We start from the raw sequence: 25,981 nt of genomic DNA on the forward strand, positions 1-25,981 counted from the left end.
CAAACTCGAACATGCATCGTGATACCCGCCGCCGGTAGAGTAGATAAATGGACGACTACGCCCAACGCACGCCCTCTCGGCAGCTGACGAGAGGGCGCTAGGAACTCCGACCCATGAACGACTCCCTGCTGATCAACATCGTTCTGATTCTGGTCTTCGTGCTGATCGGAGGCGTTTTCGCTGCCGCCGAGATGGCTCTCGTGTCGCTCCGGGAGAGCCAGCTGAAGGCCCTGTCGCATCGCGGCAAACGCGGCGAGACCGTCGCCAAGGTGGCCGCCAACCCGAACCGCTTCCTGTCCGCCGTGCAGATCGGCGTGACCCTGATGGGCTTCCTGTCCGCGGCGTTCGGTGGCGCGACCCTGGCCGACGCCCTGGCCCCGCATCTGCACAAGCTCGGCCTCCCGCAGTCGCTGGCGAACACCGTCGCGCTGGTGCTGATCACCATCTGCATCTCGTACGTGTCGATCGTCATCGGCGAGCTGGCCGCTAAGCGCCTCGCGTTGCAGCGTGCGGAGGGCTTCGCGCTCGCCCTCGGGCCGCTGGTGGACCGGATCGCGTCCGGCGCCCGGCCGGTGATCTGGCTGCTCTCGAAGTCCACCGATCTGGTGGTCCGCGCGCTCGGCGGCGACCCGAACGCGAACCGCGAGGTGATGACCGACGAGGAGCTGCGGGACCTGGTCACCGCGAGCGAGTCGCTCGGCGAGGAGGAGCGGAAGATCGTCGACGACGTCTTCGAGGCCGGCAGCCGGCAGCTCCGCGAGCTGATGCTGCCGCGCACCGAGGTGGACTTCGTGGACGCCGAGATGCCGGCGTACAAGGCGGTCAAGTTCGCCGCCGAGCGGCCGCACTCGCGGTATCCGGTGATGAACGGCTCGGCCGACGACATCGTCGGGTTCGTGCACGTCCGGGACCTGTTCGACCCGGCGGTGGCGACCCGATCGGTCCGGGTCGGCGACCTCGCCCGCGACGTACTGATGCTGCCGGACACCGCCAAGCTGCTGCCGACGCTGACCGAGATGCGGCGGCGCAGCACGCACCTGGCGATCGTCCTCGACGAGTACGGCGGTACGGCGGGCATCGTGACGCTGGAGGATCTGGTCGAGGAACTGATCGGCGACATCAAGGACGAGTACGACGAGGAACCGGCGGAGACCACCCGGCTGGGCAGCGGCGACCTGGAGATGGACGGCCTGCTGAACCTCGACGACTTCGCCGACGCGACCGGGGTCGAGCTGCCCGACGGCCCGTACGAGACGGTCGGCGGGTTCCTCGCCGCCAGTCTCGGGAAGGTCCCGTCGACCGGCGAGGAGGTCCGGCTGGACGCGCACACGCTGACCGTCGCCGAGATGGACGGCCGCCGGGTCGCCCGCGTCCGCCTGCACGTGGTCACACAGGCTGAGGAGCAGCCTGGATCTCCAGCGCCCGCCGCCGACTGAGAACGACCACTCCGCCGACGACGTAGCCGAGGCCCTGGAAGACCAGGACCGGGATGATGCCGACGGCGTCGCCGAGGACACCGGCGCCCGCGATGCCGATCAGCACCGCGACGCTCTCGGCGGCGCCGACCGCGCCGTAGATCCGGCCGCGGGTGCCGTCCACGGTGAGGTTCTGGAAGACGGTCATCATGCCGGCCAGGACGAGCGCGCCGGGCAGGCCGACGACGATCATGCAGACGAACGCCGGGATCACGCTGCTCGACACCAGCGGGTAGAGGAACAGCACGGTGTCGATCAGCCCGAACGCGAACGCGCCGATCCCCCAGAGCGTGGCGGCCGGCCAACGGGAGCCGATCGCGGCGGCGATCAGCCCGCCGACGATGCCGCCGATCGCCTGGGACGAGACGATCAGCCCGTACACCTTCCCGTCGCCGCCGAGCTCGGCGCTGACGAACGGTGCGAACAGCGTGCTCATCACCCCCTCGCCGACCCCGGTGACCAGGCAGAACACGAAGAACAACCGCATCGCCGAGCCCGCGACACAGAGCCGCAACCCCTCGGTCCACTCCTGTTTCAGCCGCCGGATCGCGCCGCCCGCGGTCTCCTCCTCCTTCGGCGGCCGGTGCTGCCGGTGCCGCATGGCGGCGACGAGTACGACGGCGATCGCGAACGTCGCGGCGTCCCCGAGCGCGAGTAGCGTGAGTCCGCCGGCGGCCGCGAGGACGCCGCCGAGCGCCGCGCCGATCAGCCGTGCGAGGTCGCGGATCTGGCTGTTCAACGCGTTCGCCGTCACCAGTTGGTCGGAGTTCACCAGCAGTGGGATGAGTGACTGCTCGGCGGGCGTGAAGAACTGCTGCAGGCAGCTCTGCGCGAGCACCACGGCGTACACGATCCAGATCAGGCTCGCGCTGTGGACCGCGATCAGCGGGAGCAGGACGACCGCGTTCAGTACGTTCGTCACGATCATCGTGGTCCGCTGGCTCCACCGGTCGACGAAGACGCCGGCGAGCGATCCGAGCAGTACGGCGGGCAGGAACGAGGCCAGCAACAACCCGCCGGAGGCGAGGGTCGAGCCGGTCAGTACGTACACCTGGAAGGCGAGACCGGTGCGCAGCAACCAGTCGCCGACCAGCGAGATGAGCCCGGCGCCGAGCAGCAGGCGGTAGTCGCGCTGCCGGGCAAGGACGCCCCACAAGTCCTTCATCTGCTACTCCTCCGGGGTGACGGTGACGATCTGGGTGAACGAGACATACCGGCTGCCCGGCGGGCGGGTGGACCTGTCGTCGATCGGGCGTTCGTCCACCCAGCGCTGCAGCAGGTCGTTGATCTGCCCAACGATCTCGGCGAGCTCGTCGCCGGTCAGGTAGATCCCGGTCTGCCCGATGCCCGAGTTGTCCCGCCAGACGGGGTCGGCGTCCGGGCGGTGCTGCTGCCACCGCGCGAGCGAGTCCAGCGCGCGTTCGGCCATCAACTGCTCCAGGACCTCGGCGGCCGCGGCGCCGTCCGGCGTCTTCATCGCCTCCTCCCAGGACTGCGACGTCGACACCTGCCGCCACGGTCGCTCCCGGTTGTCCTTGCCCGGGGCCGGCTCGACGAAGTCGTACTTCGCCAACTGCCGCAGGTGGTGCGACGCCAGCGCCTGGCTGATCCCCAGCCGTCGCGCCGCGTCCGCCGCGGTCATCGGCCCCTCCCGCCCGAGCAGCGACAACAGGTCCAGCCGCACCGGATGCGCCATCGCCCTGATCGCCAGCGGATCGTCCAGTAGCCGCGCCCGCCGCGGATCTTTCTCCAAAGACATGCTTGGAATATGCGCCGCACCGAGTCAGATGTCAAGCCATTGCTTGGAATGTCAGTGCTTGCCGGGCTTCTTCGGCTTGGCCTTGCGGGGGTGTTCGGGTGCCTTCGTGGCGGGCTTTCCGACCGGGTGCGACGTACTCGACGACGTAGCACGGGGTCGCCTCGACGTGACTACCGTCGTGACGGTGACGGTCGGGGCGGTGGTCGGCCGTGGCGCCGGGATCGCCTGCCGTGGTGGTTGGGTCGGCGAGACGTTGGCAGGTGCCAACGGCGTGTTGCTCTCCTGGTCGGTGAGGACGCCGGCTGTCACCGCGGTTCCGGCGACGATGACCGCGGCCAGCACCGCGACGGCTCTTCGCCAGTGCCGGGCCGGGCGCAGGGCCGCCAGTTCCGTGGTCGGGGCATCGGCGGGCACGTCGTACGTCCAGGTAGCGACCTCGGCGGGGGAGGGCCGATCAGCGGGGTCCTTGGACAGCATCAGACGGAGCAGGTGCACGAGGGGCGCCGGGAGATCGTCCGGGACGGCCGGTTCGGCTCGGACGTGCTGGCACATGATCTCGGTCGGGTCCGCGGCCTCGAACGGGGGACGCCCGGTCAGCAGTTGGTACAGCACACAGCCGAGTGTGTACACGTCCGACGCGGCCGTGGCCGGATGCCCCAGGGCTCGTTCCGGGGCCAGGTAGAGGCTGGTTCCAGGGATCAGGCCGGACGACGTGATCGCCGGATCCGCCGGTGCGCGGGCGATGCCGAAGTCGGCGATCTTCACCGACCCGTCGGCGTCGATCAACAGGTTGTCCGGCTTGATGTCGCGGTGCACGACGCCGTGCCGGTGCGCGGCGGTCAGTCCGGCGGCGACCTGCCGGACGATGTCGAGCGCGGCTTCCGGATCGTACGGGCCGTGCAGCGTCAGCTCCCGGCCGACGCTGTGACCCTCCACCAGCTCCATCACCAGGTAGTACTCGCCGTTGGAGTGGCCGAAGTCGTAGACCGCGATGACGTGCGGGTGCCTGACCACGGCGGCGGCCCGCGCCTCGTGCTGGAACCGGGCGGCGGTGAGCGGATCGCGCAGGTCGGGCCGCAGCAGTTTCACCGCGACCGGGCGACCGAGACGCTCGTCGCACCCGCGATAGACCTCGCCCATCCCGCCATGGCCGAGGATCTCGATCGTGCGATAGCGCTCCGCAAGCAGCACTCCTGACCGGTACCCCGTGCCGGTCGATTCAGCCCCGGTGGGTCCGGATCCATTCGAGGGCGGATTCGGCCTGGGCGAGGATCGTGATGTGGCTGAGGTTCTCGTGGGTGTCGAGAGTGGCGGACGGGACGTGGGCGGCCAGCCAGCGGGCGTGGGCGCACGGGACGATGCGGTCGGCCGTGCCGTGCACGAGCAGCGTCGGCGCGGTGATGCCGGCCGGGTCGCAGCCCCACGGGAGGACGTAGGAACAGTCGTCGTCGACGGCGCCGTCGGGCCCGTTCGGCATCGCCTTGTCGCCGGCGACCGAGCCCAGCCAGCCCCACGGGCCGCCGAACATCGCGAGGTCGGTCTCGGTGAACTCCGGGTCGTACTCGACCAGCTCGTTCCGCGCCCGCGCCTCCCGGCCGGACGCCGCGGCCCGGAGCGAGGCGACACCCGACGGGATCATGCCGTCGTACCAGTCGAGACCGAGGGCGTCGTACGGCGCGAGCGCGGCCAGCGTGGCGACCGCCGTGACCCGGTCGCCGAGCAGGGCGGTCGCGCCGAGCGCGAACGTGCCGCCGCCGGAGTACCCGAGCTGCGCGAACGAGCCGATGCCGAGCGTGTCGAGGATCGCGGTCAGGTCGGCGGCGACGTCGGCGACGGTACGGCCCGGCGCGGGCGTGGACCCGCCGTACCCGGGCCGGTCGAACGAGACCCACCGCACCCCGAGCCGCTCGCTCGCCGCGGCCAGCGGTGCGGGCGGCGTACCGAGGTTCGGCGTCCCGTGGTGCCAGACCACGACGAGCCGGTCGGTGGCGCCCGGCGCGCTGTCGTACCCGTGCAGCACCCGTCCGTCGGGCAGCCTGAAGTCGATCTCGTCCATGGGAGCCAGCCTAAATCGCGGAAATGTCGAGTCCCGGCGGGCGCTTCCGACCTCTGCTGCGAAGATCCAGTCACCTGTTCCGAAAGGACGTCCGGACATGAAGTACCTGCTGATGATCCACAGCAACCCGATCACCTGGGGTCACCCGTCGTTCCTGCACACCGCGGAGGGCAAGGCGCTGCCGAAGAAGGCCCGCGACGCGCTGGCGGCGCAGCTCGACAAGCTCCTCGACGAGTTGCACACCAGCGGCGAGCTGATCGACGCCGTACCGCTCGACCCGCCGTCGAAGACCCGCGTGGTCCGGGTCCGCGAAGGCGTCCGCGCCACCACCGACGGCCCGTACTCCGAGGCCAAGGAACAACTCGCCGGCGTCTTCCTGATCGACGTGGCGAGCCAGGACCGCGCCGAGGAGATCGCCGCCACCATCCCCGAGGCCGGGTTCTACGCCGTCGAGGTCCGTCCGGTGTCCGTCTTCGACTGAGAGAGCCGGGCCCGGGTCGGGCAGCAGCCGCGACCCGGCCCGGGTCAGTCGACCAGGCGGGCGTGGGTCTGGGGAGTCGCCAGGGCGGGGTCGAGGGCGGAGAGGGCCAGCCAGGTGGCGCCGCCGACGCCGTCCCGGGCCGTACGGACGTCGCCGGCGAAGTGTTCGCGAATCAGTTGGCCGACCGGTGACGACTCGCCCGCGACGCTGCCGGCCAGCACCATCGGGCCGACGTCCGCCGCCGGCTTCAGCCGCGCGGCCGTTTCCGTGAGCAACTCGGCTGCGCGTTTCACCAGAATCTGCGCAGTCTTGTCGTGCTGGTGGTACGCCGCGATCACCGTCGGCGCCAACTCTGCGAGCATGACCGGTGGCCGGCTGTTGACCGTCATCACCAGAAGATCACGCAGTGCGTCGTATCCTTCACGGTGTGCGGTGGCAGGCTCGTCACGGCCCGGCAGGATCGCCTGTACGACGGCCTGTTCGAGCAACCCCAGCGGCTCCCGGAGATCCAGCGACTCCAGGACGCTGCGGACCGCCTCGCGCCCGAGCCAGAAGCCGGACCCGTCGTCCCCGAGCAGCCAGCCGTGCCCGCCCGCCGTCCGCTGCAGTTGATGGTTGCGGACCAGCCCGACGTTGCTGCCGGTCCCGGCGATCAGCACGGTGCCGTCCGGTTCCGGCGTACCCGAGGCGAACGCGACCTCCAGATCGCCGATGTACTGCGGTGCCGTCCGGAGTCCGGCGCCCGTCCACGCGGCCTCGAACTGGGCGGCCACCTCCGGCCGCTGGAGCGCGACACCGCCGGCCATGCCGACGACCGCGGCCCTGACCGCGGTCGCGTCCAGCCCGGCGAGGGCGGCGTGAAGTGCCTGGCCGAAGTTGGCCGCCGCACTTGCGGGATGGCTGGTCGGATTTCCGCCCGCGGCCGCGCCGCGACCGACTACGTTGCCCTCGGAGTCCGCGATCAGGATCCGGGTGGAGGTGCCGCCGAGGTCCCCGCCCAGGACCAGTTCGTCCGACATACGCCATGCTCCAAACTGCTTACGCAACGGTCCCGAAGGGGGAGATCACACGGATGAGCCTTGACTTTAGCTGTGAGTTGAGAAAAGTTCTGTCCAGCAAACCGCAAACTTGCGCATTTGTCGGCACCGCGAGTGTCGCTCTGAGCCGATTCGTCGAGGGGTGGGCCGCTGATGGCCAGCAGTAACACGGGGGAGACCGAGGGTGTCCAGGGCGTGAGTGCGCAGGCTTATCTGCACACTCTGACGCCGATCCTGGCCGCGGTCACGACCCAGATCGACGGTCCGATCCAGGACGGCGCCGACCTGATGACCGCCTCGCTGCGGGCGAACGGCGTCATCCAGGCGTTCGGCTCCGGGCACTCCGAGGCGCTCGCGATGGAGATCGCCGGCCGGGCCGGCGGGCTGATCGCCACCAACCGGATCGCCTTGCGCGACCTGGTGCTGCTCGGCGGCGAGCCGCCCGAGCTGCTGCGCAGCGCGGAGCTCGAGCGCGATCCGCAGTACTCCCGGAAGCTGTACGAGCTGTCCGCGGCCCGCGAGGGCGACATGTTCATCATCGCGTCGAACTCCGGCGTCAACGGCTCGATCGTCGAGCTGGCCAGCGTCGCCAAGGAGCACGGGCACCCGCTGATCGCGATCACCTCGCTGCAGCACACCGGCGGGATGGAGTCGCGGCACCCGTCCGGCAAGAAGCTGATCGACTTCGCCGACGTGGTGCTGGACAACCACGCGCCGTACGGCGACTCCGTCCTCGACCTGCCCGGCGGCGCCGGCAAGGTCTGCGCGGTGTCGTCGATCACCGCCGCGCTGATCGCCCAGCTGCTGGTCGCCGAGGTGCTGCGCCGGATGACCGACGCCGGCGAGACCCCGCCGGTCTACCTGTCCGCGAACATCCCGGGCGGCGACGAGCACAACCACGAGCTCGAGGCACGCTACGCCGGCCGCATCCGTCGAACCGCTTGAGGTACTAGCCTGCGCACGTGCTGAAACGGCGGACCTTACTGCAGGGGGCGGTGGCCGGTGCGCTCCTGAGCGGGTGCACCAAGGCGCCGGTCGCCCCGGCCGTGTCGCCGGAGAACCCGTTCACGGTGGACGGGAACGCTCCGGTCGACGTGGTGATCACCGAGGAGTACGGCGGGTTCGCGGCGGCGGCGTACCGGAAGAAGTACGCCGGCGCGACGATCACGCCGAAGCTGTCCACGCAGCTGCTGGACGAGCTGATGCCGCGGTTCGCGACCGGGACGCCGCCGGACGTCGTCCTGTCGACCGGCGACCAGAAGCTGGAGCTCGGCCGGCTGATCAAGGACGGCCAGCTCGCCGACCTGCAGCAGTTGCTGGACGCCCCGTCGTGGGACGACCAGTCGGCCAAGGTGAAGGACCACCTGCTGCCCGACATGCTCGACGCGGGCAGCTTCGACGGGATGCAGCGGACGATCAACTACATCTCGACCGTGTACGGCATCTGGTACTCGGCCAGCCTGTTCCAGCGCAACGGCTGGCAGGTGCCGCAGACCTGGCCGGACCTGCTGGCGCTGGGCGCCGACATGAAGGCCGCCGGGCTCGGGCCCTTCATCTACGCGGGCACGCACCCGTACTACCTGCTCGAACTGGTGCTCACGCTGGCTGCCAAGACCGGCGGCCCGGACGTGACCAAGCGGATCGACAACCTCGAGGACGGCGCCTGGAAGGACGAGAACCTCACCCGGGCGATCAACGCGGTCGGCGAACTCACCAAGCGCGGCCTGCTCGCGACCGGCACGGCGCAGTACGACCACATCGGGTCGCAGAAGCGCCTCCTCGCCTCGAAGGCCGGGATGCTGCCGTGCGGGAACTGGCTCGAGAACGAGATGAAGGGCCTGGTCCCGGACGGGTTCGCGCTGACCGTGTTCGCCGTACCGCCGCTGGACTCGTCGCCGGCGCTCGCGAGCGGGCTGCACGTCGCGGCGACCGCGCCGCTCCTGGTGCCGGAGAAGGCGAAGAACAAGGCCGGCGGTCTCGAGTACCTGCGGGCGCTGCTGTCCGCGGACGTCGCCGCGCAGGTGAGCTCGGAGTCCAAGCAGCTCACGATCGTCCGCGGCTCGGCCGACGGGCTGGAGCTGACCACCGCGCTGAGCTCGGCCCGCGACCTGCTGTCCGCGGCCGGTGACCAGGTGATCAGGTGGTACTTCGACACCTGGTACCCGGCCTTCGCCACCGCGGCCGCCGACGCCACCGGGCAGTTCATGGCGGGCGGGCTGCAGCAGTCCGAGTGGACGGCCCGCATCCAGGCGGCCGCGGACAAGCTCAAGAAAGACGACGCGATTACGAAGTACCGCCGCGACTGATTCTCGCCGTACGCTCTGTAAGAGGGCATCTGAGAACCCTGCGCCTACTGCGGGGCCCTCGGCACGGCACCTCGCCGCACGGGTGCAAAGGGAACGATGCTCCGCATCGACCCCTTCGCCCCCGCGCGCCGAGCTACCGCACCGAGCACCTCCTCGCTACGGCGCAGAGTTCTCAGACGCCCTCTAAGGGGAGTGAGAGCGATGGTGTGGCTGGCGTCGTTGTGTGTGTTCCTGCTGCTCTGCGTTCTGCTCGGAGGTCTGCTCGGACTGTTGGTGCCGGACCGGCCGCCGGCGCGCTGGCAGCGCGCTCTGGAGCGCGCGGCTGCCCGCCTGAGGGCGCGGCTGCGCCCGGTCAAGCCGGCGGAGCCGGACCCGTTCGACACGCTCCGGTTGCAGACCCGCCTCGGCACGGTCTCCACGAAGATCCGCAGTATCGAGTCGACGCCGCACGTCTACGCCCGGGCCCACCGCCTGATGGCTCTCGAGGCGGCGTACGACGACCTCCTCGACGAGGCCTGCCGGCTGGCCGGCTGTCCCGACCCGCCCGACGTCAAGCGCTCCGAGGCGAAACGCTGGGAAGAGGAGCAGGCCCTGGCCGCCCGCGGCTGGACCTGGTGACACGACCGGTGAGACGGCTGGCAGAATCACCCCTATGTCTCATGCTGCGTCTGACCCGTCCGCAGCCGGTTCCCAGCGCCGCCCCCGCGTGCTGTCCGGGATCCAGCCGACGGCGGACTCCTTCCACTTCGGCAACTACCTCGGCGCGTTGCGGCAGTGGGTGGCCCTGCAGGAGGACCACGAGGCGTTCTACTGCGTCGTCGACCTGCACGCGATCACCGTGGAGTACGACCCGAAGGCCCTCCGCGAGCGCACCCGCCGGTCCGCGGCGCAGCTGCTCGCGGCCGGTATCGACCCGGAGCGGTCCACGCTGTTCGTCCAGTCGCAGGTGCCCGAGCACGCCCAGCTCGCCTGGGTGATGTCCTGCATCACCGGGATGGGCGAGGCCAGCCGGATGACGCAGTTCAAGGACAAGACCGCGAAGGGCGGCGCCGACCGCGCCACCGTCGGCCTGTTCACGTACCCGATCCTGCAGGCCGCGGACATCCTGGTGTACCAGGCCGACCGGGTCCCGGTCGGCGAGGACCAGCGGCAGCACGTCGAGCTGACCCGGGACCTGGCGCAGCGTTTCAACCACCGGTTCGGCAAGACCTTCCGGGTGCCCGAGGCGTACATCGTCAAGGAGACCGCGAAGATCTTCGACCTGCAGGACCCGTCGTCGAAGATGAGCAAGTCCGGCTCGTCGCCGGCCGGCATCATCGACCTGCTGGACGAGCCGAAGGCGAGCGCGAAGAAGATCCGCTCGGCGGTCACCGACTCCGGCCGGGACGTGATCTTCGACGAGGAGAACAAGCCCGGCGTCGCGAACCTGCTGACCATCTACTCGGCACTCACCGGCAGGAAGATCAGTGAGCTCGAGGACGAGTACGCCGGCCGCGGGTACGGCGACTTCAAGAAGGACCTGGCCGACGTGGTGGTCGAGTTCGTCACCCCGTTCCGGGAGAAGACGCTGACCTACCTGGACGACAAGGCACAGCTGGACGCGATCCTGGCGGCCGGCGCCGAGCGCGCCCGCGCGGTCACCGAGCCGACCCTGGCCAAGGTCTACGACCGGCTCGGTTTCGTCCCGGGGCCGGCCGGCGCATGACGACTATCGGGGTCGCGATCCCGATCGCGGAGCCGTACGGCACGGAGCTGCAGAAGTACCGGGCCGACTTCGGCGACCCGATGGCCGCGTCGATCCCGACCCACGTGACGCTGCTGCCGCCGACCGACATCGCGGCCGGGGACCTGGAGACGATCGACGAGCACCTGCTCGCGGTCGCCGCCCGGTTCCCGCGGTTCCGGATCCGGCTGCGCGGTACGGCGACGTTCCGGCCGATCTCGCCGGTCGTGTTCGTGCCGCTCGCGGAGGGCATCTCGTCGTGCGAGGTGTTGCAGTCGCAGGTCCGCTCCGGCCCGCTGCAGGTCGACCTGAAGTTCCCGTACCACCCGCACGTCACGGTGGCTCACGACCTGGACAAGGACGCCCTCGACCGGGCGTACGACGCGTTGTCGGAGTACGACTGCGACTTCGAGGTCGAGTACTTCAGCCGTTACGAACACGGCGCCGACGGCGTGTGGCGCCCACAGAGGTCGTTCCCGCTGGCAGGCTGAGTCTCCGCACTCGGGGTACAGGAGACACATGAGGAAGCTCAAGGCGGTCTGGCGGCGGTTCAGCCGGACCCAGTTGTGGCGTGCCTGGCAACGGTACGGTAACCGCCGCGGGAACCGGCTCGCCGGAGCGACGAGCTTCTTCGGCTTCCTGTCGCTGTTCCCGCTGATCGTGCTGGCCGCGGCGATCACCGGCCCGCTGCTCGGCGGCGAGGCGATCAAGGCCCTGAAGACGGCGCTCCGGCAGAACCTGCCCGGGATCGGCAACCGGATCGACATCGACGGCCTGATCGCGCACGCGGGGACGATCGGGCTGATCTCCGGGGTGTCGCTGCTGCTCACCGGCCTGGGCTGGATCGACTCGCTGCGGGCGTCGATCCGGTCGATGCACGAGCTGGACGACGAACCGGGCAACGCGGTCAAACTCAAGGTCGTCGACCTCGGCGCGCTGATCGGCCTGGGCCTGATCGGCCTGATCGCGACCGGGGCCTCCTCGATCCTGACCGGCCTGTCCCGGCGGATCGTCGACGCCACCGATCTGGACGGGACCTGGCTGGCCAGTTGGGGGATCGGCGCGATCAGCGTTGTCGTCGGTGTCGCTGCGGGTGCGGTGCTGTTCCTGTACATGCAGACCGCGCTGCCGCGGATCATCCTGCCGCGCAAGGTGGCGCTGATCGCGGCGCTGGCCGGCGGCATCGTGTTCTACCTCGCGCAGCGGCTCGGCAACCTCTACGTGAGCCACGTGATCGGCTCGAACGCGGCGTACGGCGCCCTCGCCCTGCCGCTCGCGCTGCTGGTGTGGATCTACCTGCTGACCCGCGTGATCATGCTGGTCGCGGCGTGGACCAAGGAGGCGACGCTCGACCGTGAGGTCGTCGACGAGCAGGCCGATTCCCCCGAGGCCGAACGCGAGGCCGAACCGCTGCTCCTCGGACCACCCGGCAAGCGCTACCAGGTCGTCCCGATCCCGGAACGCAAGGCGGACACGGTCGCCGTCGCCGCGGGCGCCGTACTGGGAGCCACGATCACCACGCTCGCCGTTCAGGGCCTGCGGGCGCTGCGCAGCGTACGACGCGCCTGACGGATCAGTGCCGGCGACGCCGGAGAGCTCTGGGGCGGCGGAGGAACAGGCCGAGGAGGAGGACGGGGGGTCCGGCGTACGCCCAGACCGGGATCCGGAAGGCGAGGGACGTGACCGCCTGGCCGGGGCCGAGCGCGGCGCGGGTCGGCGGCTCGCCGGCCTTGCGGACGGTCGGCTTGTCGTCGGTGCCGTTCTTGCCCTGGCCCTGCGTCTTCGGCGGCGCGGCGGCCGGCTTGACCAGCGTGCCGACCGGTTTCAGCTTGCCGTAGTTCGCGAACGTCCAGGTCAGCAGGCTGCTCGCGTCCTGGGTGATGCCGTGCGGCGCGTTCATCATCGTCACCACCAGGGTGTGCCCGTCGCGGCGGGCGGCGCCGATGAACGTGTTGCGGGCCAGCGTGGTGTACCCGGTCTTCACGCCGAGCGCACCGTCGTAGCTGAACAGCAGCTTGTTCTGGTTGGCGACCTGGTACGTGCCCTTGTTCCCGGCGTTAGGGAAGTTCGTGTACTTCGTGGACGCGTACATGGCGAAGTCCTGCCGGGCGAGGCCCGCCTGCGCGAAGAGGGCCAGGTCGTACGCGCTGGAGTACTGCCCGTCGGCGTCCAGCCCGGTCGGGTCCGTGACCGTGGTGTCGAGCGCGCCGAGGTCCTTCGCCTTCGCGTTCATCCGCTGGATGGTCGCCGGGATTCCGCCCTGGTCGTGCGAGCAGAGCGCGTGGACGGCGTCGTTCCCGGAGGCCAGGAACATTCCGCGGAACAGCAGGTCGACGGTGTAGTGCAGGCCCGGGTACACCCCGACCTTGCTGCCGATGATGCCGGCGTCGGCCGTCGTGCCGATGACCGGATCGGTCTTCTTCAGCCGCGGCAGCAGCACCAGCGCGGTCAGCGTCTTGAGCGTGCTCGCCGGGCGCAGCCTGGCGTGCGGGGCCTTGGCCGCCAGCACCTGACCGCTGTCCAGATCGGCCACCACGTACGCCGACGCCTGCACCGCCGGCGGCGACGCCCCGTCGGCGACCACCGTCGGCTTCGCGGTCAGCAACTCACCGCCGACCATTTTTCCTTGGCCCTGCGGGCCCTGGTCGGCGGCAGTCGCTGTCAGAGGTCCGGCGACCACCAGGGCGGTGGTAGCGCAGGCCGTCAGAAGCAAACGCATCGGCCGCACTCTAGTTGCCGAACGGTCCAGATGTCACAGTCGGGTCTCATCCCCGATAGGCGGTCCACATGTCGCTCATCCGGCTTGACTGGCCGGGGGTGAACTGGTTGTAGCAGGAGTCGTACGAGTAGTCCATGTAGTTGTGGATCGGGTCCAGCCCCGGCAGCGAGCAGGAGTCCCGCCCGGTCGGGCAGCCGCTGGACGCGCTGCTCTGCGCGGGCGTGTCGGCCACCGAGTCGTTCGTACTCGTGCAACCGCCCTGGAACGTGTGGTACAGCCCGAACCAGTGCCCCGCCTCGTGCGACGCGGTCTTGCCTTCGTTGTAGTTGGTCGCCGAACCGCCGGGCAGTGAGCTGTACTGCACCCGGATGCCGTCGATCTTCGGGTTCTTCGCGTAGTCCCACGGGAAGGTCGCGATCCCGAGGTACGAGAAGTCGACGAGCCAGATGTTCAGCGCGTTCTTCCCACCCTGGCGGGTCTGCGACCGGTACTGCGTCGACTGCTTGTCCTTGTGCCACTGGTCGTTCTTGATCCGGTCGGTCCCGGCCAGGTAGAAGCTGAACCCGGTGTTCGCGGCCTGCGACGACTCCTGTCCGGCGTAGTCCTGGTTCAGCTCGGCGATCTGCTGCGCGATCTGGTTGTCGGTGACGTCACCGGCACCCGACGTACTCAGCATCACGTGCACGTACACCGGCACACTCGCCGCAGCGAGCCGCTTCGGGTCGTGCCCCTTGCTCTTCAGGATCTGCGCCGTACGGGCGTCGATCGCCTGCTGCTCCTTGACCGACAACTCGCGGGTGTCAGCCCCGAAGCCGCCACGGGCGGCGGCCCCTTCCGCCGGCGTGAAACACGCCGGATTCCCGAGCTGGTCGAGCGGCGCCTTCGCCGTCGCCTGCCCGCCGAGCGGACTGAACGCGAGCGCGGTCCCGGCCAGCAACACGGCCAGAGCGCGCGGACGGGTGAGGAAAGATCGCATAGCGGTCCTCCAGAGATCGGGCCGCCTGGGCGGTGCGGCCGAGTCCGCAGATTTTCCCCACCCACCCCACCCCTGCCAACCCATTCCCTGTCCCCCCAGTGCCACGGCACCACCGCGCCGGGTTGACAGGGGTTCGACTGGCTGCGTCAATGGACTGGAAACAGACCAATAGGCTCCTGGGAGTGGTCGTGTTGGGTGTTGAGGAGTTGCGGCGGCTGGTGGCGGACGGGGTGGTCGACACCGTGTTGGTGGCGATCACGGATATGCAGGGGCGGTTGCAGGGGAAGCGGTGTGGGGCTCGGTACTTCCTGGAGGAGGTGCTGAAGCACGGGACCGAGGGGTGTAACTACCTGCTGGCGGTGGACGTCGACATGAACACGGTCGACGGGTACGCGATGTCCTCCTGGGAGCGTGGGTACGGCGACATGGTGATGGCGCCCGACCTGGACACCCTGCGGCTGGTGCCGTGGCTGGAGGGGACCGCGCTGGTGCTGTGCGACGTGCAGTGGCTGGACGGTACGCCGGTGGTGGCCTCGCCGCGGCAGGTGCTGCGGCGGCAGCTGGACCGGCTCGCGGAGCGCGGGCTGAAGGCGTACGTCGGGACCGAGCTCGAGTTCATCGTCTTCGACGACACCTTCGAGTCCGCCTGGAACAAGCGGTACCGCGACCTGGTCCCGGCGAACCAGTACAACGTCGACTACTCGTTGCTCGGCACCTCTCGGATCGAGCCGTTGCTGCGCGACATCCGGAACGGAATGGAGGGCGCCGGCCTGTACGTCGAGTCCGCGAAGGGCGAGTGCAACCTCGGTCAGCACGAGATCGCGTTCCGGTACGACGAGGCGCTGGTCACGTGCGACAACCACTCGATCTACAAGACCGGCGCGAAGGAGATCGCGGCGAAGCACGGCAAGAGCCTCACGTTCATGGCGAAGTACGACGAACGCGAGGGGAACTCGTGCCACATCCACCTGAGCTTCCGCGCCGACGACGGCGACCCGGTGCTGGCCGGTGACCGTGATCATGGGTTCTCCCAACTGATGGAGCAGTTCATCGCCGGACAGCTCGCCTGCCTGTCCGAGTTCACGTATCTGTTGGCGCCGAACATCAACTCCTACAAGCGATTCGTCCACGGGAGTTTCGCGCCGACCGCGGTCGCGTGGGGTCTCGACAACCGGACGTGTTCGCTGCGCGTGGTCGGCCACGGCGACTCGCTCCGGGTCGAGAACCGGCTGCCGGGCGGCGACGTGAACCCGTACCTCGCGGTCGCCGCGATCATCGCCTCCGGCCTGCACGGCATCGAGCAGGAACTGGAACTCGAGCCGCTGCTGGAGGGCAACGCGTACGAGTCCGACAAGGAACACGTCCCGTCCACGCTGCGCGAGGCGTCCGCGTTGTTCACCGGCTCGAAGCTCGCCCGTACGGCGTTCGGCGACGAGATGGTCGACCACTACGCCAATGCCGCCCGCGTCGAACTCGACGCGTACGACGCGGCCGTCACCGACTGGGAGCGCGTCCGTGGTTTCGAACGCCTCTGATCGGCCGCGGATCGGCATCACGACGTACCTCGAACCGGCCGCCTGGGGTATCTGGCACCGCGAGGCCGCCCTCGTCCCGCGGGTCTACCTGGACGCGGTTGCCGCCGCCGGTGGTACGCCGCTCCTCCTGCCGCCGGTCGGCACCGATCCGTCGGTACTCGGCCTGCTGGACGGTCTCGTGATCGCGGGCGGATGTGACGTCGACCCCGGGGCGTACGACGCGACGCCGCATCCCGAGACGGTCGGCACCAGCCCGGACCGGGACCACCACGAAGCGGTCCTGATCCGGGAGGCCTTGGACCGTGAACTGCCGCTGCTGGCGGTGTGCCGAGGGCTGCAGATGTTGAACGTGGCGCTCGGTGGGACGTTGCAGCAGCATCTGCCCGATGTCGTTGCGCATGACGGGCACCGACCCGGGCCGGCGGTGTTCGGGAGGGTCGAGGTGAAGGTCGAGCCCGGCACGCTGACCGCGCGGATCCTCGGCGAGCGGGCGACCGGCAGTTGCTACCACCACCAGGCCCTCGATGTGGTCGCGCCCGGTCTCCAGGTCACGGCTCGTGCGGACGACGGCACGGTGGAGGCCGCCGAGGTGCAGGGCACACCGTTCGCCCTGGGGGTGCAGTGGCACCCGGAGGAAACCCCCGACGACCTGCGGCTGTTCACCGCACTGATCAGGAGCACCCGATGAGGTACGACGTACTCAACCCGGCCACCGAGAAGGTGGTCCGGACGATCGAGCTTGCCGACGTGGCGGCCGCGGACGCGGCGATCGAACGGGCCCGGAAAGCGTTTGATTCCTGGCGGAACGTGGCGCCGGCGGATCGCGGGCGGCTGCTCCGGCGGTTCGCCGACGCGGTCGACGCGGACCTGGAGAATCTGGCCGCGCTGGAGGTGGAGAACGCCGGCCACACGATCGGCAACGCCCGCTGGGAAGCCGGCAACGTCCGTGACGTGCTCACGTACTACTCGGCCGCCCCGGAACGCCTTTTCGGACAACAGATTCCTGTTTCCGGCGGAATCGACGTGACGTTCCAGGAACCGCTCGGCGTGGTCGGCGTGATCGTCCCGTGGAACTTCCCGATGCCGATCGCGGGCTGGGGTTTCGCGCCCGCGCTGGCGGCCGGCAACACCGTCGTACTGAAGCCCGCCGAGCTCACCCCACTCACCGCGATCCGCCTGGGCGAACTCGCGCTGCAAGCAGGCCTCCCGCCCGGCGTCCTCGAAGTCGTCCCCGGCAGGGGAAACGTTGTCGGAAACCGTTTCGTCACGCATTCCGCGGTCCGCAAGATCGTCTTCACCGGATCCACCACGGTCGGCAAACAGATCATGGCCGGCTGCGCGGACCAGGTGAAACGCGTGACGCTCGAGCTGGGCGGCAAGTCCGCGAACGTCGTCTTCGCCGATGCGGACCTGGAGAAGGCGGCGGCGCAGGCGCCGTACGGCGTGTTCGACAACGCCGGCCAGGACTGCTGTGCACGCAGCAGGATCCTCGTGCAGCGGTCGGCGTACGACCGGTTCATGGAACTGCTCGAGCCTGCCGTCAAGGGCTTCAAGGTTGGCGACCCCAATGATCCGGCGACGGAGATGGGGCCGTTGATATCGAAGACCCAACTGGAGCGGGTCGCTTCGTACGCCGAGAACCCCGCCTTTCAAGGCAGTGCGCCGACCGGTGCCGGGTTCTGGTTCCCGCCGACCGTCCTGGCGCCGGGGTCGGAGGAGGCTCAGCGCGAGGAGATCTTCGGGCCGGTGGTCGCGGTGATTCCGTTCGAGGACGAGGCGGATGCGCTGCGGATCGCCAACGACAGCGAGTACGGGCTGTCCGGATCGATCTGGACCCGCGACGTCGGACGGGCGATCCGGGTCGGTCGCGGGATCGAGGCGGGCAACCTCTCGATCAACTCGAACTCGTCGGTCCGGTACTCGACACCGTTCGGCGGCTACAAGCAGTCCGGCCTCGGCCGGGAACTCGGTCCGGACGCGCTGACCGCGTTCACCGAGACCAAGAACATCTTCATCAGCACGGAGGACTGAGATATGGACGTCAACGCTCACCGGCTCGAAGGCCGCGTCGCGGTGGTGACCGGCGGCGCCAGCGGCATCGGCCTGGCGACGGTACGGCGGCTGGCCGCGGAAGGCGCCCACGTCGTGATCGGCGACCTCGACCCGGCGGCGGGCAAGGACGCCGCGGACGAGGCCGGCGGACTGTTCGTACCGGCCGACGTCACCGATCCGGCCGCGGTCGACAACCTGTTCCGGCAGGCCTTCGACACGTACGGCGCGGTCGACATCGCGTTCAACAACGCCGGCATCTCGCCACCCGACGACGCCTCGATCCTGGACACTGGCCTGGAAGCGTGGCGGAAGGTCCAGGAGGTCAACCTGACCTCGGTGTACCTGTGCTGCAAGGCCGCGATCCCGTACATGCAGCGCCAGGGCAAGGGCTCGATCATCAACACGGCGTCGTTCGTCGCGGTCATGGGCGCGGCGACCTCGCAGATCTCGTACTCCGCGTCCAAGGGCGGCGTGCTGGCGATGAGCCGGGAACTCGGCGTCGAGTTCGCGCGCCAGGGGATCCGGGTGAACGCGCTCTGCCCGGGCCCGGTGAACACGCCGCTGCTGACCGAGCTGTTCGCGAAGGACCCCGAGCGCGCCGAGCGCCGCCTGGTGCACGTCCCGATGGGCCGCTTCGGGGAACCCGAGGAGATCGCCGCCGCGGTCGCCTTCCTCGCCAGCGACGACTCGTCGTTCATCACCGCCAACACGTTCCTGGTGGACGGCGGAATCTCGGGCGCGTACGTGACCCCGCTCTAACCTTGGGTCATGGTCGTTCAGGCAGATGACGCGGTGTTCCGGCCGGTGCGGGCCGGGAACCCGTTCGAGGAGACGGTCGAGCGGTTGCTGCAGGCAATCAAGCTCGGCGTCGTCGTGCCCGGCGACCGGCTGCCGCCGGAGCGTGAGCTGGCGGCCCGGCTGAACGTCAGCCGGGTCACGCTCCGGGAGGCGATCCACGCGCTCACCGAGGCAGGGTACGTCGAGTCCAGAAGAGGCCGGTACGGCGGAACGTTCGTCAACGAGCAGCTCCCGAAACCCCGCCGTACGCCGGCCAAACGCCTCGCCCGCGACCTGGCCGGCGGCCTCGGCGACGCACTCACACTCCGGGGCGTCCTGGAGACCGGCGCCGCGGAGGCCGCCGCGTCCCGCGCGCTCACCGACGCCGAACGCGACCACCTGCAACGCTGCCTGGCCGAGACCGCCGCCGCGAGTCTGACCGACTACCGCCGCCTCGACTCCCGCCTGCACCTGGCGATCGCCGAGGTCACCGGCTCGCCCTCGCTGACGTCCGCGATGGCCGACGTGCGCATGCGTCTGAACGAGCTGCTGGACGCCATCCCGCTGCTGGAACGCAACATCGAGCACTCCAACGAGCAGCACGCCGCGATCGTCGACGCCATCCTCGCCGGGGACGCCGAGGCGGCCCGCCGCGCGATGCAGGAGCACCTGCAGGGCACCGCCGTACTGCTGCACGGCTTTCTCGACTGACTCCTTGACACGCAGGCCGAGCGGCTGCCTCAATGAGTTAAAGGTCTGGGGGGAGACCATTGAGGCGCCACTGTCCAGGAGGCCAGCAGTGAGCAACGACCGTGCCGAATCCACCGCCCCGACGACCGACGACGAGCAACGCCTGCACCAGTTGGGTTACGCCCAGGAACTGTCCCGGACGATGTCCGGGTTCTCGAACTTCGCGGTGTCCTTCACGATCATCTCGATCCTCTCCGGTTGCCTGACCCTGTACGGGTTCGGGATGAACACCGGTGGTCCGGCACTGATCGTCTGGGGCTGGCCGATCGTCGGCCTGATGACGTTGTTCGTCGGCCTCGCGATGGCCGAGGTCTGCTCGAGCTACCCGACCGCCGGCGGCCTCTACTACTGGGCCGCGAAGCTGGCGCCGAGCAACGGTGCCGCCTGGTCGTGGTTCACCGGATGGTTCAACTTCCTCGGACAGGTCGCCGTGACGGCCGGCATCGACTTCGGCGCGGCGTTCTTCCTGAACGCGTTCCTCGACCTGCAGTTCGGCTTCGCCGCCACCCCTGGGCACACGATCCTGCTCTTCGGGATCATCCTGCTGGTGCACGCGTTGCTGAACTCGTTCGGCGTGAAGCTGGTCGCGAAGCTCAACGACATCAGCGTCTGGTGGCACATCGCCGGCGTCCTCGCGATCGTCGTGGTGCTGATCGTCGTCCCGGACAAGCACCAGTCCGCGTCGTTCGTGTTCGGGCACTTCGTGAACAACACCGGCTGGGGCTCGACCTTCTACGTCGCCCTGCTCGGCCTGCTGCTGGCGCAGTACACGTTCACCGGGTACGACGCCTCCGCGCACATGACCGAGGAGACGCAGAACGCCGCGATCTCCGGGCCGCGCGGGATCGTGATGTCGATCCTGGTCTCACTGGCCGCCGGCTGGGTGCTGCTGATCGGGCTGACGTTCGCGATCCAGAGCTACGACGGCGCGCTGAAGAGTTCGACCGGCGTACCGCCCGCGCAGATCTTCATCGACGCGGCCGGCGCGGTCACCGGCAAGATCCTGCTGCTGGTCGTGATCGGCGCGCAGCTGTTCTGCGGGATGTCGTCGGTGACCGCGAACTCGCGGATGATCTACGCGTTCTCCCGGGACGGCGCGCTGCCGGGGTCGGCGCTCTGGCACAAGATCAACCACCGCACCCGGACGCCCACGAACGCGATCTGGCTGGCCGCCGGCGGCGCGTTCGTGCTCGGCCTGCCGTACCTGTGGAACGCGACCGCGTACGCCGCGGTGACGTCGATCGCGGTGATCGGCCTGTACATCGCCTACGTACTGCCCACGTTGCTCCGGCTGCTCCAGGGCGACCGCTTCCAGCCCGGGCCGTGGAACCTCGGCCGCTGGAGCCGGCCGATCGGTGTCGTCGCGATCGTCTGGGTCTGCTTCATCACGATCCTGTTCATGCTGCCGCAGGTCAGCCCGGTCACCGGTAGTACGTTCAACTACACGCCGGTGGCGGTGCTGGTCGTGCTCGGATTCGCGGCGGCGTACTGGTTCCTGTCGGCCCGCCGCTGGTTCACCGGGCCGAAGGTCCAGGGCAGCGAAGAGGAACTGGCCGCGATCGAACGCGACCTCGAATCCATCTAGCGGAGGTCGCGGACCGTGCCGGGGCCAAGTCGTGCCCCGGCACCATCGTGCCGTGTTATTGCGCCTGCGGGCTGTGATAATCCCCGAAGGTAATCCTTCGAGGAGTTGGATTGACAGACGACGAGCTGGTCGGACGTGCCGCACTGGTCGAGCGTGCAACAAAGCAGCTCGAGACCAGCGGCAGCGTGCTGCTGTACGGCCCGACCGGTATCGGGAAGTCTGCGCTCGGCCGGGCGCTCGTCGCGGATCGCGGCCGCAAGGGCTGCCGGATCCTGAGCGCCGCCCCGTCGAACTCCGAGGCCGGCCTGCCGTACGTCACGCTCCTGGACCTGCTCTCCGGCCAGCTCGAGTTCGCCTGGCAGGTGCTGCCCGACCACCTCCGCCAGCCGCTCGAGGTCGCGCTGCTGAAGGCCAGCGCGCCGGACACGGTCCGTGACGAGCTGGCGGTACGACTCGCCGTCCTGCACGTCCTCCGCCGCCTCGCCACCACGGGGCCGGTGCTGATCGTCGTCGACGACATCCAGTGGGTCGACCCGTCCAGCCTCGAAGTGCTCACGTTCTGTGCTCGCCGGTTGTCCGACGGCGTGCACGTGCTGGCGACCGAGCAGGTGGCCGACGGCGATCTCCCGGTGATGGCCGGCGCGTGCCCGGAGCCGGTCCTGCAGCTCGAGGTCCCGCCGCTGACCGAGCCCGACGTACTCGGCCTGCTCCGGCAGCGCCTGTCCACGCCGCTCCCGGTGCGTACGGCGCGCCGCATCTTCGCCGCCAGCGCCGGCAACCCGTTCATGGCCCTGGAGCTCGGTCGCGCCGTACTGCGGCATCCGAAGAGCGTCTCGCCCAACGACCCGCTCCCGGTCTCGAACCGCCTGAAGACCCTGCTCGGCGAGCGGCTCGCCGACCTGTCCGCCGACACCCACGAGCTACTGCTGCACGCCGCCTCGTCACCGCGCCCGACCACGACCCAGCTCGCCCGGTCGCTGGACCGCCCGATCGACGCCGACCTGGCCGCGGCCGAGACGCTCGGCCTGATCGACGTCTCCGCGGAACGGCTCCGCTTCACGCACCCGCTGCTGCGCGAGTTCGTGTACGCCGAGGCGACGTCGGCGGATCGCCGCCGGGCGCACGCGAAGCTCGCCGCCGTGGTCGACGAGCCGGTCGAGAACGCGACCCATCGCGCGCTCGCCACCCAGGAGGCCGACGTCCGGCTGGCCGCCGCGATCGAGGAGGCCGCCGCGGTCGCCGCCGGCCGGGGCGCGCCCGGCGCCGCCGCGAACCTGTGGCGGCTGAGCGCGGAGCGTACGCCGGTCACCGAGCCGGACGAGCGCGCCCGCAGGCTGACCCGGGCCGCCGACGACGCGGTCGCCGCCGGCCACCCGGCGGAGTCGGCCGACATGGCGCGGCTCGCCGTCCAGGTCGCGACCACGCCGGAGACCAAGGTGCCCGCCCTGCTGCTCTGCGCCGACGCGGTCTGGCCGGACCGGGAGCGCCGGGTGGAGCTGCTCGCCGAGGCGTTCGAGGCCGCCGCCGGGAACAAGGCGCTCGAGGCGCGGGTCCGGATCGAGCGTGCCAACAGCCACTACTTCGACCGCAGCCTGGACGAAGCGCAGGAGGACGCGCGGATCGCCGAGCAGCTGGCGCGGGAGGCCGGAGACACCGAGGCGGTCGTGGACGCGTTGAGCGCGGCCAGTTCGGTGCTGGTGGTCCGCGACGCCGGCGAGTCCGCGGACGCGCTGCTGCAGCAGGCCGCCGAGCTCGCGAAGGGCCTGCCGCTCACCCGGACCACCGTGAACGCCCGCCAGATGGCCGCGATGCAGGAGCTGTTCCGCGGCCGGACCGCCGAGGCGATCACCGCGATCAACGCGCTCGCCGACGAGGTCCGCGACCACGGCGCGATGCGCTGGCTGGCCTCCGTCCTGATCTCCGCGACGGCGATCTACGAGCGCAGCGGCCGCGGCGCCGACGCGCTGGCCGCCGGGCACGAGTGCCACCAGCTGATGCAGGACATCGGCGACGAGTGCGAGGTCGGCCTGGTGATCGCGAGCCGCGCCGAGTGGGCCGGCGGTACGGCGGCGATGGCGCGGCAGCGCGCGGAGGCCGCGCTCGAAACCGTCCGGCTGGTCGGGAACGACGAGTGGACCGGCCCGGCGCTGGCCGCGGTCGGGCAGACCGCCGTACTGGCCGGCGACCCGCAACGGGCGGTCGAGGCGTTCGACGCGATCGCGGAGTCCGGCGACACCGCGATGCCGTTCGACCCGGCGATCATCCCGTGGCACGCCGACTACGCCGAGGCGCTGGTCGCGGCGGGGCGGCTGGACGACGCGGCGGCGCTGATCGCCGAGATCCGGACCCGCGCCGCGAACCTGGACCGCGGCGTGGTGAAGCTCGGCCTGGACCGCGCCGAGGCGCTGCTGGTCGCCAAGCAGGGCGACCCGGCCGCGGCGCTGGAGCTGCTGGACGAATCCCTCCGTACGGCGGGCGACCGGGTCTACCGGCTCGACCTGGCCCGCGGCGAGCTGACCCGCGGCCGGATCGCGCGTCAGGCCCGCCGCCGTTCGGTCGCCCGGACCGCGTTCCTGGACGCGATCGAGCAGTTCGAGGTGTACGGCGCACCCGCCTGGCGGGAGGTCGCGGAGACCGAGCTGGCGCGGCTCGACGTACCGAGCCGGAGCCGGCAGCCGTCGGAGCTGACCGACAACGAGCAGCAGATCGTCTCGATGGTCCGCGACGGCTCCACCAACCGCGAGATCGCAGCGGCGCTGTACCTGTCGGTGAAGGCGGTGGAGTCCCAGCTGACCCGCCTGTACCGGCGCTTCGGGGTCGCGAACCGGACCCAGCTGCTGAGGACGGTGGACCGGCCTGGTCACAATGGCTAGGTGAAGCTCGAACGCAAGCACGCTTTTGTCCTGCTCGGTATCGCCGCCTGGAACGTGATCACGTACGCGCGTTTCATCAAGGCGCTGATGGACACCGAGGACCGCCCGACCGGGTACTACGTGGCGCACACGATCCTGATCATCGTGAACTTCGCGATCGCGGCGCTGCTCGGTGCCTGGGGTGTCCGCGCGTACAAAGAGGCTAAGAAGCCGCAAAACGCCTCGGTGTGACGCCGAGCACCTTCTTGAAGTGCCGGTTGAGGTGCGACTGGTCGTAGAACCCGGCCAACGTCGCCACCTCGGCCGTCGGCCGCCCGTCCAACAGGTACCGCCGGGCCAGGTCGACCCGCCGCCCGGTCAGGTACCGGTGCGGCGGCATTCCGTACTCCCGGCTGAACGCCCGCACGAGGTGCACCGGATGCGCTTGAATGATGCGCCCCGCCTCCTCCAGGCTGACCCCGTCCGCGACCCGCGAATCCAGCAGCTCCCGCAGCTGACCTGCGACTCCGGACGGGGCTTGCGGGGGCTCTCCGACCCGGCGGCTGAGGTGCTGCTGGAGCCGCTCCTCGATGAACAGCAGGCGGCTCTGGGCCTCCAGCTCCTCCAGCCCGTCACGGAGCACCCGATGCAACTGGTGGATCCGGTGCCGCAACAGCGGATCGACGTACTCGGGCTGGTCGACCGCCGCGCCGATCAGCCGCGGATCGAGACGGTCCGGCGCCAGGTACAGCACCCGCTTCCGGAATCCCTCCGGCCGCACGGACCGCCCGTCGTGCGGGACGTGCGGCGGCAACAACGACACCTGCGCCTGCGCCAGCCCGTGCTCGTGCCGGTCCAGGTCGTACCGCACGGCGCCCTCGTCGACGATCAGCACGGTCCACGCGTCGTGCGTGTGGCTCGGGTACGCATGCGTCGGGAAATGCGCGTGCAGCACCTCGACGACCCCGGGCACCCCAGGCCGCCACGCCCGGACCTCAGCGCCGCTGCTCATGCTCAGAACATACGCTCTGGGGTGTGAAGGTCTATGTGAGTGCGGACATGGAAGGCATCACCGGGGTCGTCGACGCGGAGGACGTGCAGCCGCCAGGGCGGGACTACGAGCGCTCCCGGGTGCTGATGACCGAGGACGTGAACGCCGCGGTCCGCGGCGCGTACGCCGCCGGCGCCACCGAAGTGCTGGTCAACGACGCGCACGGCCCGATGCGCAACCTGCTGCCCGACCTCCTCGACCCGCGCGCCCTGCTGATCAAGGGTCGCCCGAAGCCGATGGGCATGATGGAGGGTCTGACCCCCGAGTACGACGCGGCCATCTGCATCGGCTTCCACGCCCGCGCCGGCGTCCTCGGCGTCCTCAGCCACAGCTTCATGGGCCACGAGATCGAAGACATCTGGCTCGACGACCAACCCACCGGCGAGATAGGCCTCCTGCACGCGGCTGCCGCGGCCCATGGCGTACCGGTCGCCCTGCTGACCGGCGACGACACCGCCTGCGACGAGATGAAAGCCTGGGATCCAACGGTCGCCACCGTCCCGGTCAAGTACGCCAAGGACCGCTTCGCCGCCCAACTGGTCCCGATCGCCGAAGCCCGCGAGGCCATCGAATCCACCACCACCGAGTCCCTGCGCACTCGCACCCACCGCGACCCACGCCCCGGCCTACACACCCTCGCCGTCCGCTGGCAGTCCGCCTCGGTAGCGACCCACCTCACCGCGATCCCGGGCGTGACACGCCGCGACGACCGCACCGTGACCCTCGAAGCCGACATGCTCCAGCTCTACCGGCTCTTCAATCTGTTCCTGCGGGTGTGCAGCTCGGTGACGTCGAACCCGCCGTACTGCTGAGCCTCTGGCCCGAAACTGTCGGAGCCGGTCGGTAG

The 25,981-nt window shown here is 70.0% G+C and carries 25 protein-coding genes; 17 read left to right on the forward strand and 8 right to left on the reverse strand.

The annotated features are described in order from the left end of the window. The first annotated feature begins 113 nt into the window (after positions 1-113). Positions 114-1,436, forward strand: coding sequence for a hemolysin family protein (locus AB0M51_RS38300; RefSeq protein WP_363753470.1), 1,323 nt, complete (start codon positions 114-116; stop codon positions 1,434-1,436). Here the strand turns inward: AB0M51_RS38300 and AB0M51_RS38305 are convergent. Genes AB0M51_RS38305 through AB0M51_RS38320 form a run of 4 tightly spaced genes read right to left on the reverse strand, consistent with a single transcriptional unit; the run spans position 1,387 to position 5,290 of the window. After that, positions 1,387-2,640 carry an MFS transporter gene (locus AB0M51_RS38305; protein WP_363753473.1) on the reverse strand — a complete coding sequence of 418 codons (1,254 nt, stop codon included), beginning with the start codon at positions 2,638-2,640 and terminating at the stop codon, positions 1,387-1,389. The genes AB0M51_RS38300 and AB0M51_RS38305 overlap by 50 nt on opposite strands. Before the next feature lie 3 nt (positions 2,641-2,643). Continuing rightward, positions 2,644-3,234: a helix-turn-helix domain-containing protein gene (locus AB0M51_RS38310; RefSeq protein WP_344199402.1), complete on the reverse strand. Its 591-nt coding sequence runs from the start codon at positions 3,232-3,234 to the stop codon at positions 2,644-2,646. Positions 3,235-3,285: 51 nt separating this feature from the next. Next, positions 3,286-4,425, reverse strand: coding sequence for a serine/threonine-protein kinase (locus AB0M51_RS38315; RefSeq protein WP_363753476.1), 1,140 nt, complete (start codon positions 4,423-4,425; stop codon positions 3,286-3,288). A gap of 28 nt (positions 4,426-4,453) precedes the next feature. Next, positions 4,454-5,290 (reverse strand): alpha/beta hydrolase, encoded by an 837-nt coding sequence (locus tag AB0M51_RS38320; protein WP_363753479.1) that lies wholly within the window; start codon positions 5,288-5,290, stop codon positions 4,454-4,456. A gap of 97 nt (positions 5,291-5,387) precedes the next feature. Between AB0M51_RS38320 and AB0M51_RS38325 the strand changes: the two genes are divergently transcribed. Continuing rightward, a complete protein-coding gene (locus tag AB0M51_RS38325; RefSeq protein WP_344199396.1) occupies positions 5,388-5,771 on the forward strand; it encodes a YciI family protein in 384 nt (127 codons plus the stop codon). A 44-nt stretch (positions 5,772-5,815) separates the two neighbouring features. Here AB0M51_RS38325 and AB0M51_RS38330 read toward each other — a convergent pair whose 3' ends face one another. Beyond that, entirely contained in the window at positions 5,816-6,790 is a 975-nt protein-coding gene (locus tag AB0M51_RS38330; RefSeq protein ID WP_344199394.1) for a BadF/BadG/BcrA/BcrD ATPase family protein, read from the reverse strand. A gap of 171 nt (positions 6,791-6,961) precedes the next feature. Here AB0M51_RS38330 and AB0M51_RS38335 point away from each other — a divergent pair, with 171 nt between their 5' ends. The 6 genes from AB0M51_RS38335 (at position 6,962) to AB0M51_RS38360 (ending at position 12,406) form a co-directional block, all read left to right on the forward strand. Next, positions 6,962-7,753 carry an SIS domain-containing protein gene (locus tag AB0M51_RS38335; RefSeq protein WP_344199392.1) on the forward strand — a complete coding sequence of 264 codons (792 nt, stop codon included), beginning with the start codon at positions 6,962-6,964 and terminating at the stop codon, positions 7,751-7,753. 17 nt (positions 7,754-7,770) lie between these two features. Next, positions 7,771-9,114 carry an N-acetylglucosamine/diacetylchitobiose ABC transporter substrate-binding protein gene (gene ngcE / locus AB0M51_RS38340; protein WP_344199390.1) on the forward strand — a complete coding sequence of 448 codons (1,344 nt, stop codon included), beginning with the start codon at positions 7,771-7,773 and terminating at the stop codon, positions 9,112-9,114. A gap of 201 nt (positions 9,115-9,315) precedes the next feature. After that, positions 9,316-9,732 carry a hypothetical protein gene (locus AB0M51_RS38345; RefSeq protein WP_363753485.1) on the forward strand — a complete coding sequence of 139 codons (417 nt, stop codon included), beginning with the start codon at positions 9,316-9,318 and terminating at the stop codon, positions 9,730-9,732. 34 nt (positions 9,733-9,766) lie between these two features. Next, complete coding sequence (trpS, locus tag AB0M51_RS38350; RefSeq protein ID WP_344199386.1) at positions 9,767-10,819, forward strand: tryptophan--tRNA ligase; 1,053 nt, start codon at positions 9,767-9,769, stop codon at positions 10,817-10,819. Beyond that, positions 10,816-11,328 (forward strand): 2'-5' RNA ligase family protein, encoded by a 513-nt coding sequence (locus AB0M51_RS38355; RefSeq protein ID WP_344199384.1) that lies wholly within the window; start codon positions 10,816-10,818, stop codon positions 11,326-11,328. The genes trpS and AB0M51_RS38355 overlap by 4 nt, the downstream gene beginning before the upstream one ends. A gap of 28 nt (positions 11,329-11,356) precedes the next feature. After that, on the forward strand, positions 11,357-12,406 hold the full coding sequence (locus AB0M51_RS38360; protein ID WP_363753490.1) for a YhjD/YihY/BrkB family envelope integrity protein: 1,050 nt from the start codon (positions 11,357-11,359) through the stop codon (positions 12,404-12,406). Between the two features lie 4 nt (positions 12,407-12,410). Here the strand turns inward: AB0M51_RS38360 and AB0M51_RS38365 are convergent, their stop codons facing one another. Beyond that, complete coding sequence (locus AB0M51_RS38365; protein ID WP_344199378.1) at positions 12,411-13,556, reverse strand: D-alanyl-D-alanine carboxypeptidase; 1,146 nt, start codon at positions 13,554-13,556, stop codon at positions 12,411-12,413. 46 nt (positions 13,557-13,602) lie between these two features. After that, the gene (locus tag AB0M51_RS38370) at positions 13,603-14,532 is read right to left on the reverse strand and encodes a zinc metalloprotease (protein WP_344199376.1); all 930 of its coding nucleotides are present in this window, start codon (positions 14,530-14,532) and stop codon (positions 13,603-13,605) included. A 188-nt stretch (positions 14,533-14,720) separates the two neighbouring features. On the opposite strand from AB0M51_RS38370, the gene AB0M51_RS38375 reads away from it, so the two are divergent. The 8 genes from AB0M51_RS38375 to AB0M51_RS38410 all read left to right on the forward strand — a co-directional run bounded on the left by AB0M51_RS38375 (position 14,721) and on the right by AB0M51_RS38410 (position 24,335). Beyond that, positions 14,721-16,067: a glutamine synthetase family protein gene (locus AB0M51_RS38375; RefSeq protein ID WP_344199374.1), complete on the forward strand. Its 1,347-nt coding sequence runs from the start codon at positions 14,721-14,723 to the stop codon at positions 16,065-16,067. Then, positions 16,048-16,755: a gamma-glutamyl-gamma-aminobutyrate hydrolase family protein gene (locus tag AB0M51_RS38380; protein ID WP_344199372.1), complete on the forward strand. Its 708-nt coding sequence runs from the start codon at positions 16,048-16,050 to the stop codon at positions 16,753-16,755. The genes AB0M51_RS38375 and AB0M51_RS38380 overlap by 20 nt, the downstream gene beginning before the upstream one ends. Next, on the forward strand, positions 16,752-18,098 hold the full coding sequence (locus tag AB0M51_RS38385) for an aldehyde dehydrogenase family protein (protein WP_344199370.1): 1,347 nt from the start codon (positions 16,752-16,754) through the stop codon (positions 18,096-18,098). Before AB0M51_RS38380 ends, AB0M51_RS38385 begins: the two co-directional genes overlap by 4 nt. A gap of 3 nt (positions 18,099-18,101) precedes the next feature. After that, entirely contained in the window at positions 18,102-18,878 is a 777-nt protein-coding gene (locus AB0M51_RS38390) for a 3-oxoacyl-ACP reductase (protein WP_344199368.1), read from the forward strand. 9 nt (positions 18,879-18,887) lie between these two features. Then, positions 18,888-19,607 (forward strand): FCD domain-containing protein, encoded by a 720-nt coding sequence (locus AB0M51_RS38395; RefSeq protein WP_344199366.1) that lies wholly within the window; start codon positions 18,888-18,890, stop codon positions 19,605-19,607. An 88-nt stretch (positions 19,608-19,695) separates the two neighbouring features. Further along, entirely contained in the window at positions 19,696-21,231 is a 1,536-nt protein-coding gene (locus AB0M51_RS38400; RefSeq protein WP_344199363.1) for an amino acid permease, read from the forward strand. 110 nt (positions 21,232-21,341) lie between these two features. Beyond that, the gene (locus tag AB0M51_RS38405; RefSeq protein ID WP_344199361.1) at positions 21,342-24,104 is read left to right on the forward strand and encodes an AAA family ATPase; all 2,763 of its coding nucleotides are present in this window, start codon (positions 21,342-21,344) and stop codon (positions 24,102-24,104) included. After that, on the forward strand, positions 24,105-24,335 hold the full coding sequence (locus tag AB0M51_RS38410) for an SCO4848 family membrane protein (RefSeq protein ID WP_344199359.1): 231 nt from the start codon (positions 24,105-24,107) through the stop codon (positions 24,333-24,335). Here AB0M51_RS38410 and AB0M51_RS38415 read toward each other — a convergent pair. Beyond that, positions 24,307-25,095, reverse strand: a complete 789-nt coding sequence (locus AB0M51_RS38415) for an AraC family transcriptional regulator (protein ID WP_344199357.1) — start codon at positions 25,093-25,095, stop codon at positions 24,307-24,309. The genes AB0M51_RS38410 and AB0M51_RS38415 overlap by 29 nt on opposite strands. Before the next feature lie 23 nt (positions 25,096-25,118). On the opposite strand from AB0M51_RS38415, the gene AB0M51_RS38420 reads away from it, so the two are divergent. Continuing rightward, positions 25,119-25,946 (forward strand): M55 family metallopeptidase, encoded by an 828-nt coding sequence (locus AB0M51_RS38420; RefSeq protein WP_344199355.1) that lies wholly within the window; start codon positions 25,119-25,121, stop codon positions 25,944-25,946. Positions 25,947-25,981 lie beyond the last annotated feature (35 nt).

This window comes from Kribbella sp. NPDC051137 (genome assembly GCF_040682535.1).
GTDB lineage: Bacteria > Actinomycetota > Actinomycetes > Propionibacteriales > Kribbellaceae > Kribbella > Kribbella karoonensis.

Coding starts and splice junctions, on each gene's coding strand:
- AB0M51_RS38300 (WP_363753470.1), top strand. CDS start 114: ATGAACGACTCCCTGCTGATCAACATCGTTCTGATTCTGGTCTTCGTG.
- AB0M51_RS38305 (WP_363753473.1), bottom strand. CDS start 2,640: ATGAAGGACTTGTGGGGCGTCCTTGCCCGGCAGCGCGACTACCGCCTG.
- AB0M51_RS38310 (WP_344199402.1), bottom strand. CDS start 3,234: ATGTCTTTGGAGAAAGATCCGCGGCGGGCGCGGCTACTGGACGATCCG.
- AB0M51_RS38320 (WP_363753479.1), bottom strand. CDS start 5,290: ATGGACGAGATCGACTTCAGGCTGCCCGACGGACGGGTGCTGCACGGG.
- AB0M51_RS38325 (WP_344199396.1), top strand. CDS start 5,388: ATGAAGTACCTGCTGATGATCCACAGCAACCCGATCACCTGGGGTCAC.
- AB0M51_RS38330 (WP_344199394.1), bottom strand. CDS start 6,790: ATGTCGGACGAACTGGTCCTGGGCGGGGACCTCGGCGGCACCTCCACC.
- AB0M51_RS38335 (WP_344199392.1), top strand. CDS start 6,962: ATGGCCAGCAGTAACACGGGGGAGACCGAGGGTGTCCAGGGCGTGAGT.
- AB0M51_RS38345 (WP_363753485.1), top strand. CDS start 9,316: ATGGTGTGGCTGGCGTCGTTGTGTGTGTTCCTGCTGCTCTGCGTTCTG.
- trpS (WP_344199386.1), top strand. CDS start 9,767: ATGTCTCATGCTGCGTCTGACCCGTCCGCAGCCGGTTCCCAGCGCCGC.
- AB0M51_RS38355 (WP_344199384.1), top strand. CDS start 10,816: ATGACGACTATCGGGGTCGCGATCCCGATCGCGGAGCCGTACGGCACG.
- AB0M51_RS38360 (WP_363753490.1), top strand. CDS start 11,357: ATGAGGAAGCTCAAGGCGGTCTGGCGGCGGTTCAGCCGGACCCAGTTG.
- AB0M51_RS38365 (WP_344199378.1), bottom strand. CDS start 13,556: ATGCGTTTGCTTCTGACGGCCTGCGCTACCACCGCCCTGGTGGTCGCC.
- AB0M51_RS38370 (WP_344199376.1), bottom strand. CDS start 14,532: ATGCGATCTTTCCTCACCCGTCCGCGCGCTCTGGCCGTGTTGCTGGCC.
- AB0M51_RS38385 (WP_344199370.1), top strand. CDS start 16,752: ATGAGGTACGACGTACTCAACCCGGCCACCGAGAAGGTGGTCCGGACG.
- AB0M51_RS38390 (WP_344199368.1), top strand. CDS start 18,102: ATGGACGTCAACGCTCACCGGCTCGAAGGCCGCGTCGCGGTGGTGACC.
- AB0M51_RS38395 (WP_344199366.1), top strand. CDS start 18,888: ATGGTCGTTCAGGCAGATGACGCGGTGTTCCGGCCGGTGCGGGCCGGG.
- AB0M51_RS38415 (WP_344199357.1), bottom strand. CDS start 25,095: ATGAGCAGCGGCGCTGAGGTCCGGGCGTGGCGGCCTGGGGTGCCCGGG.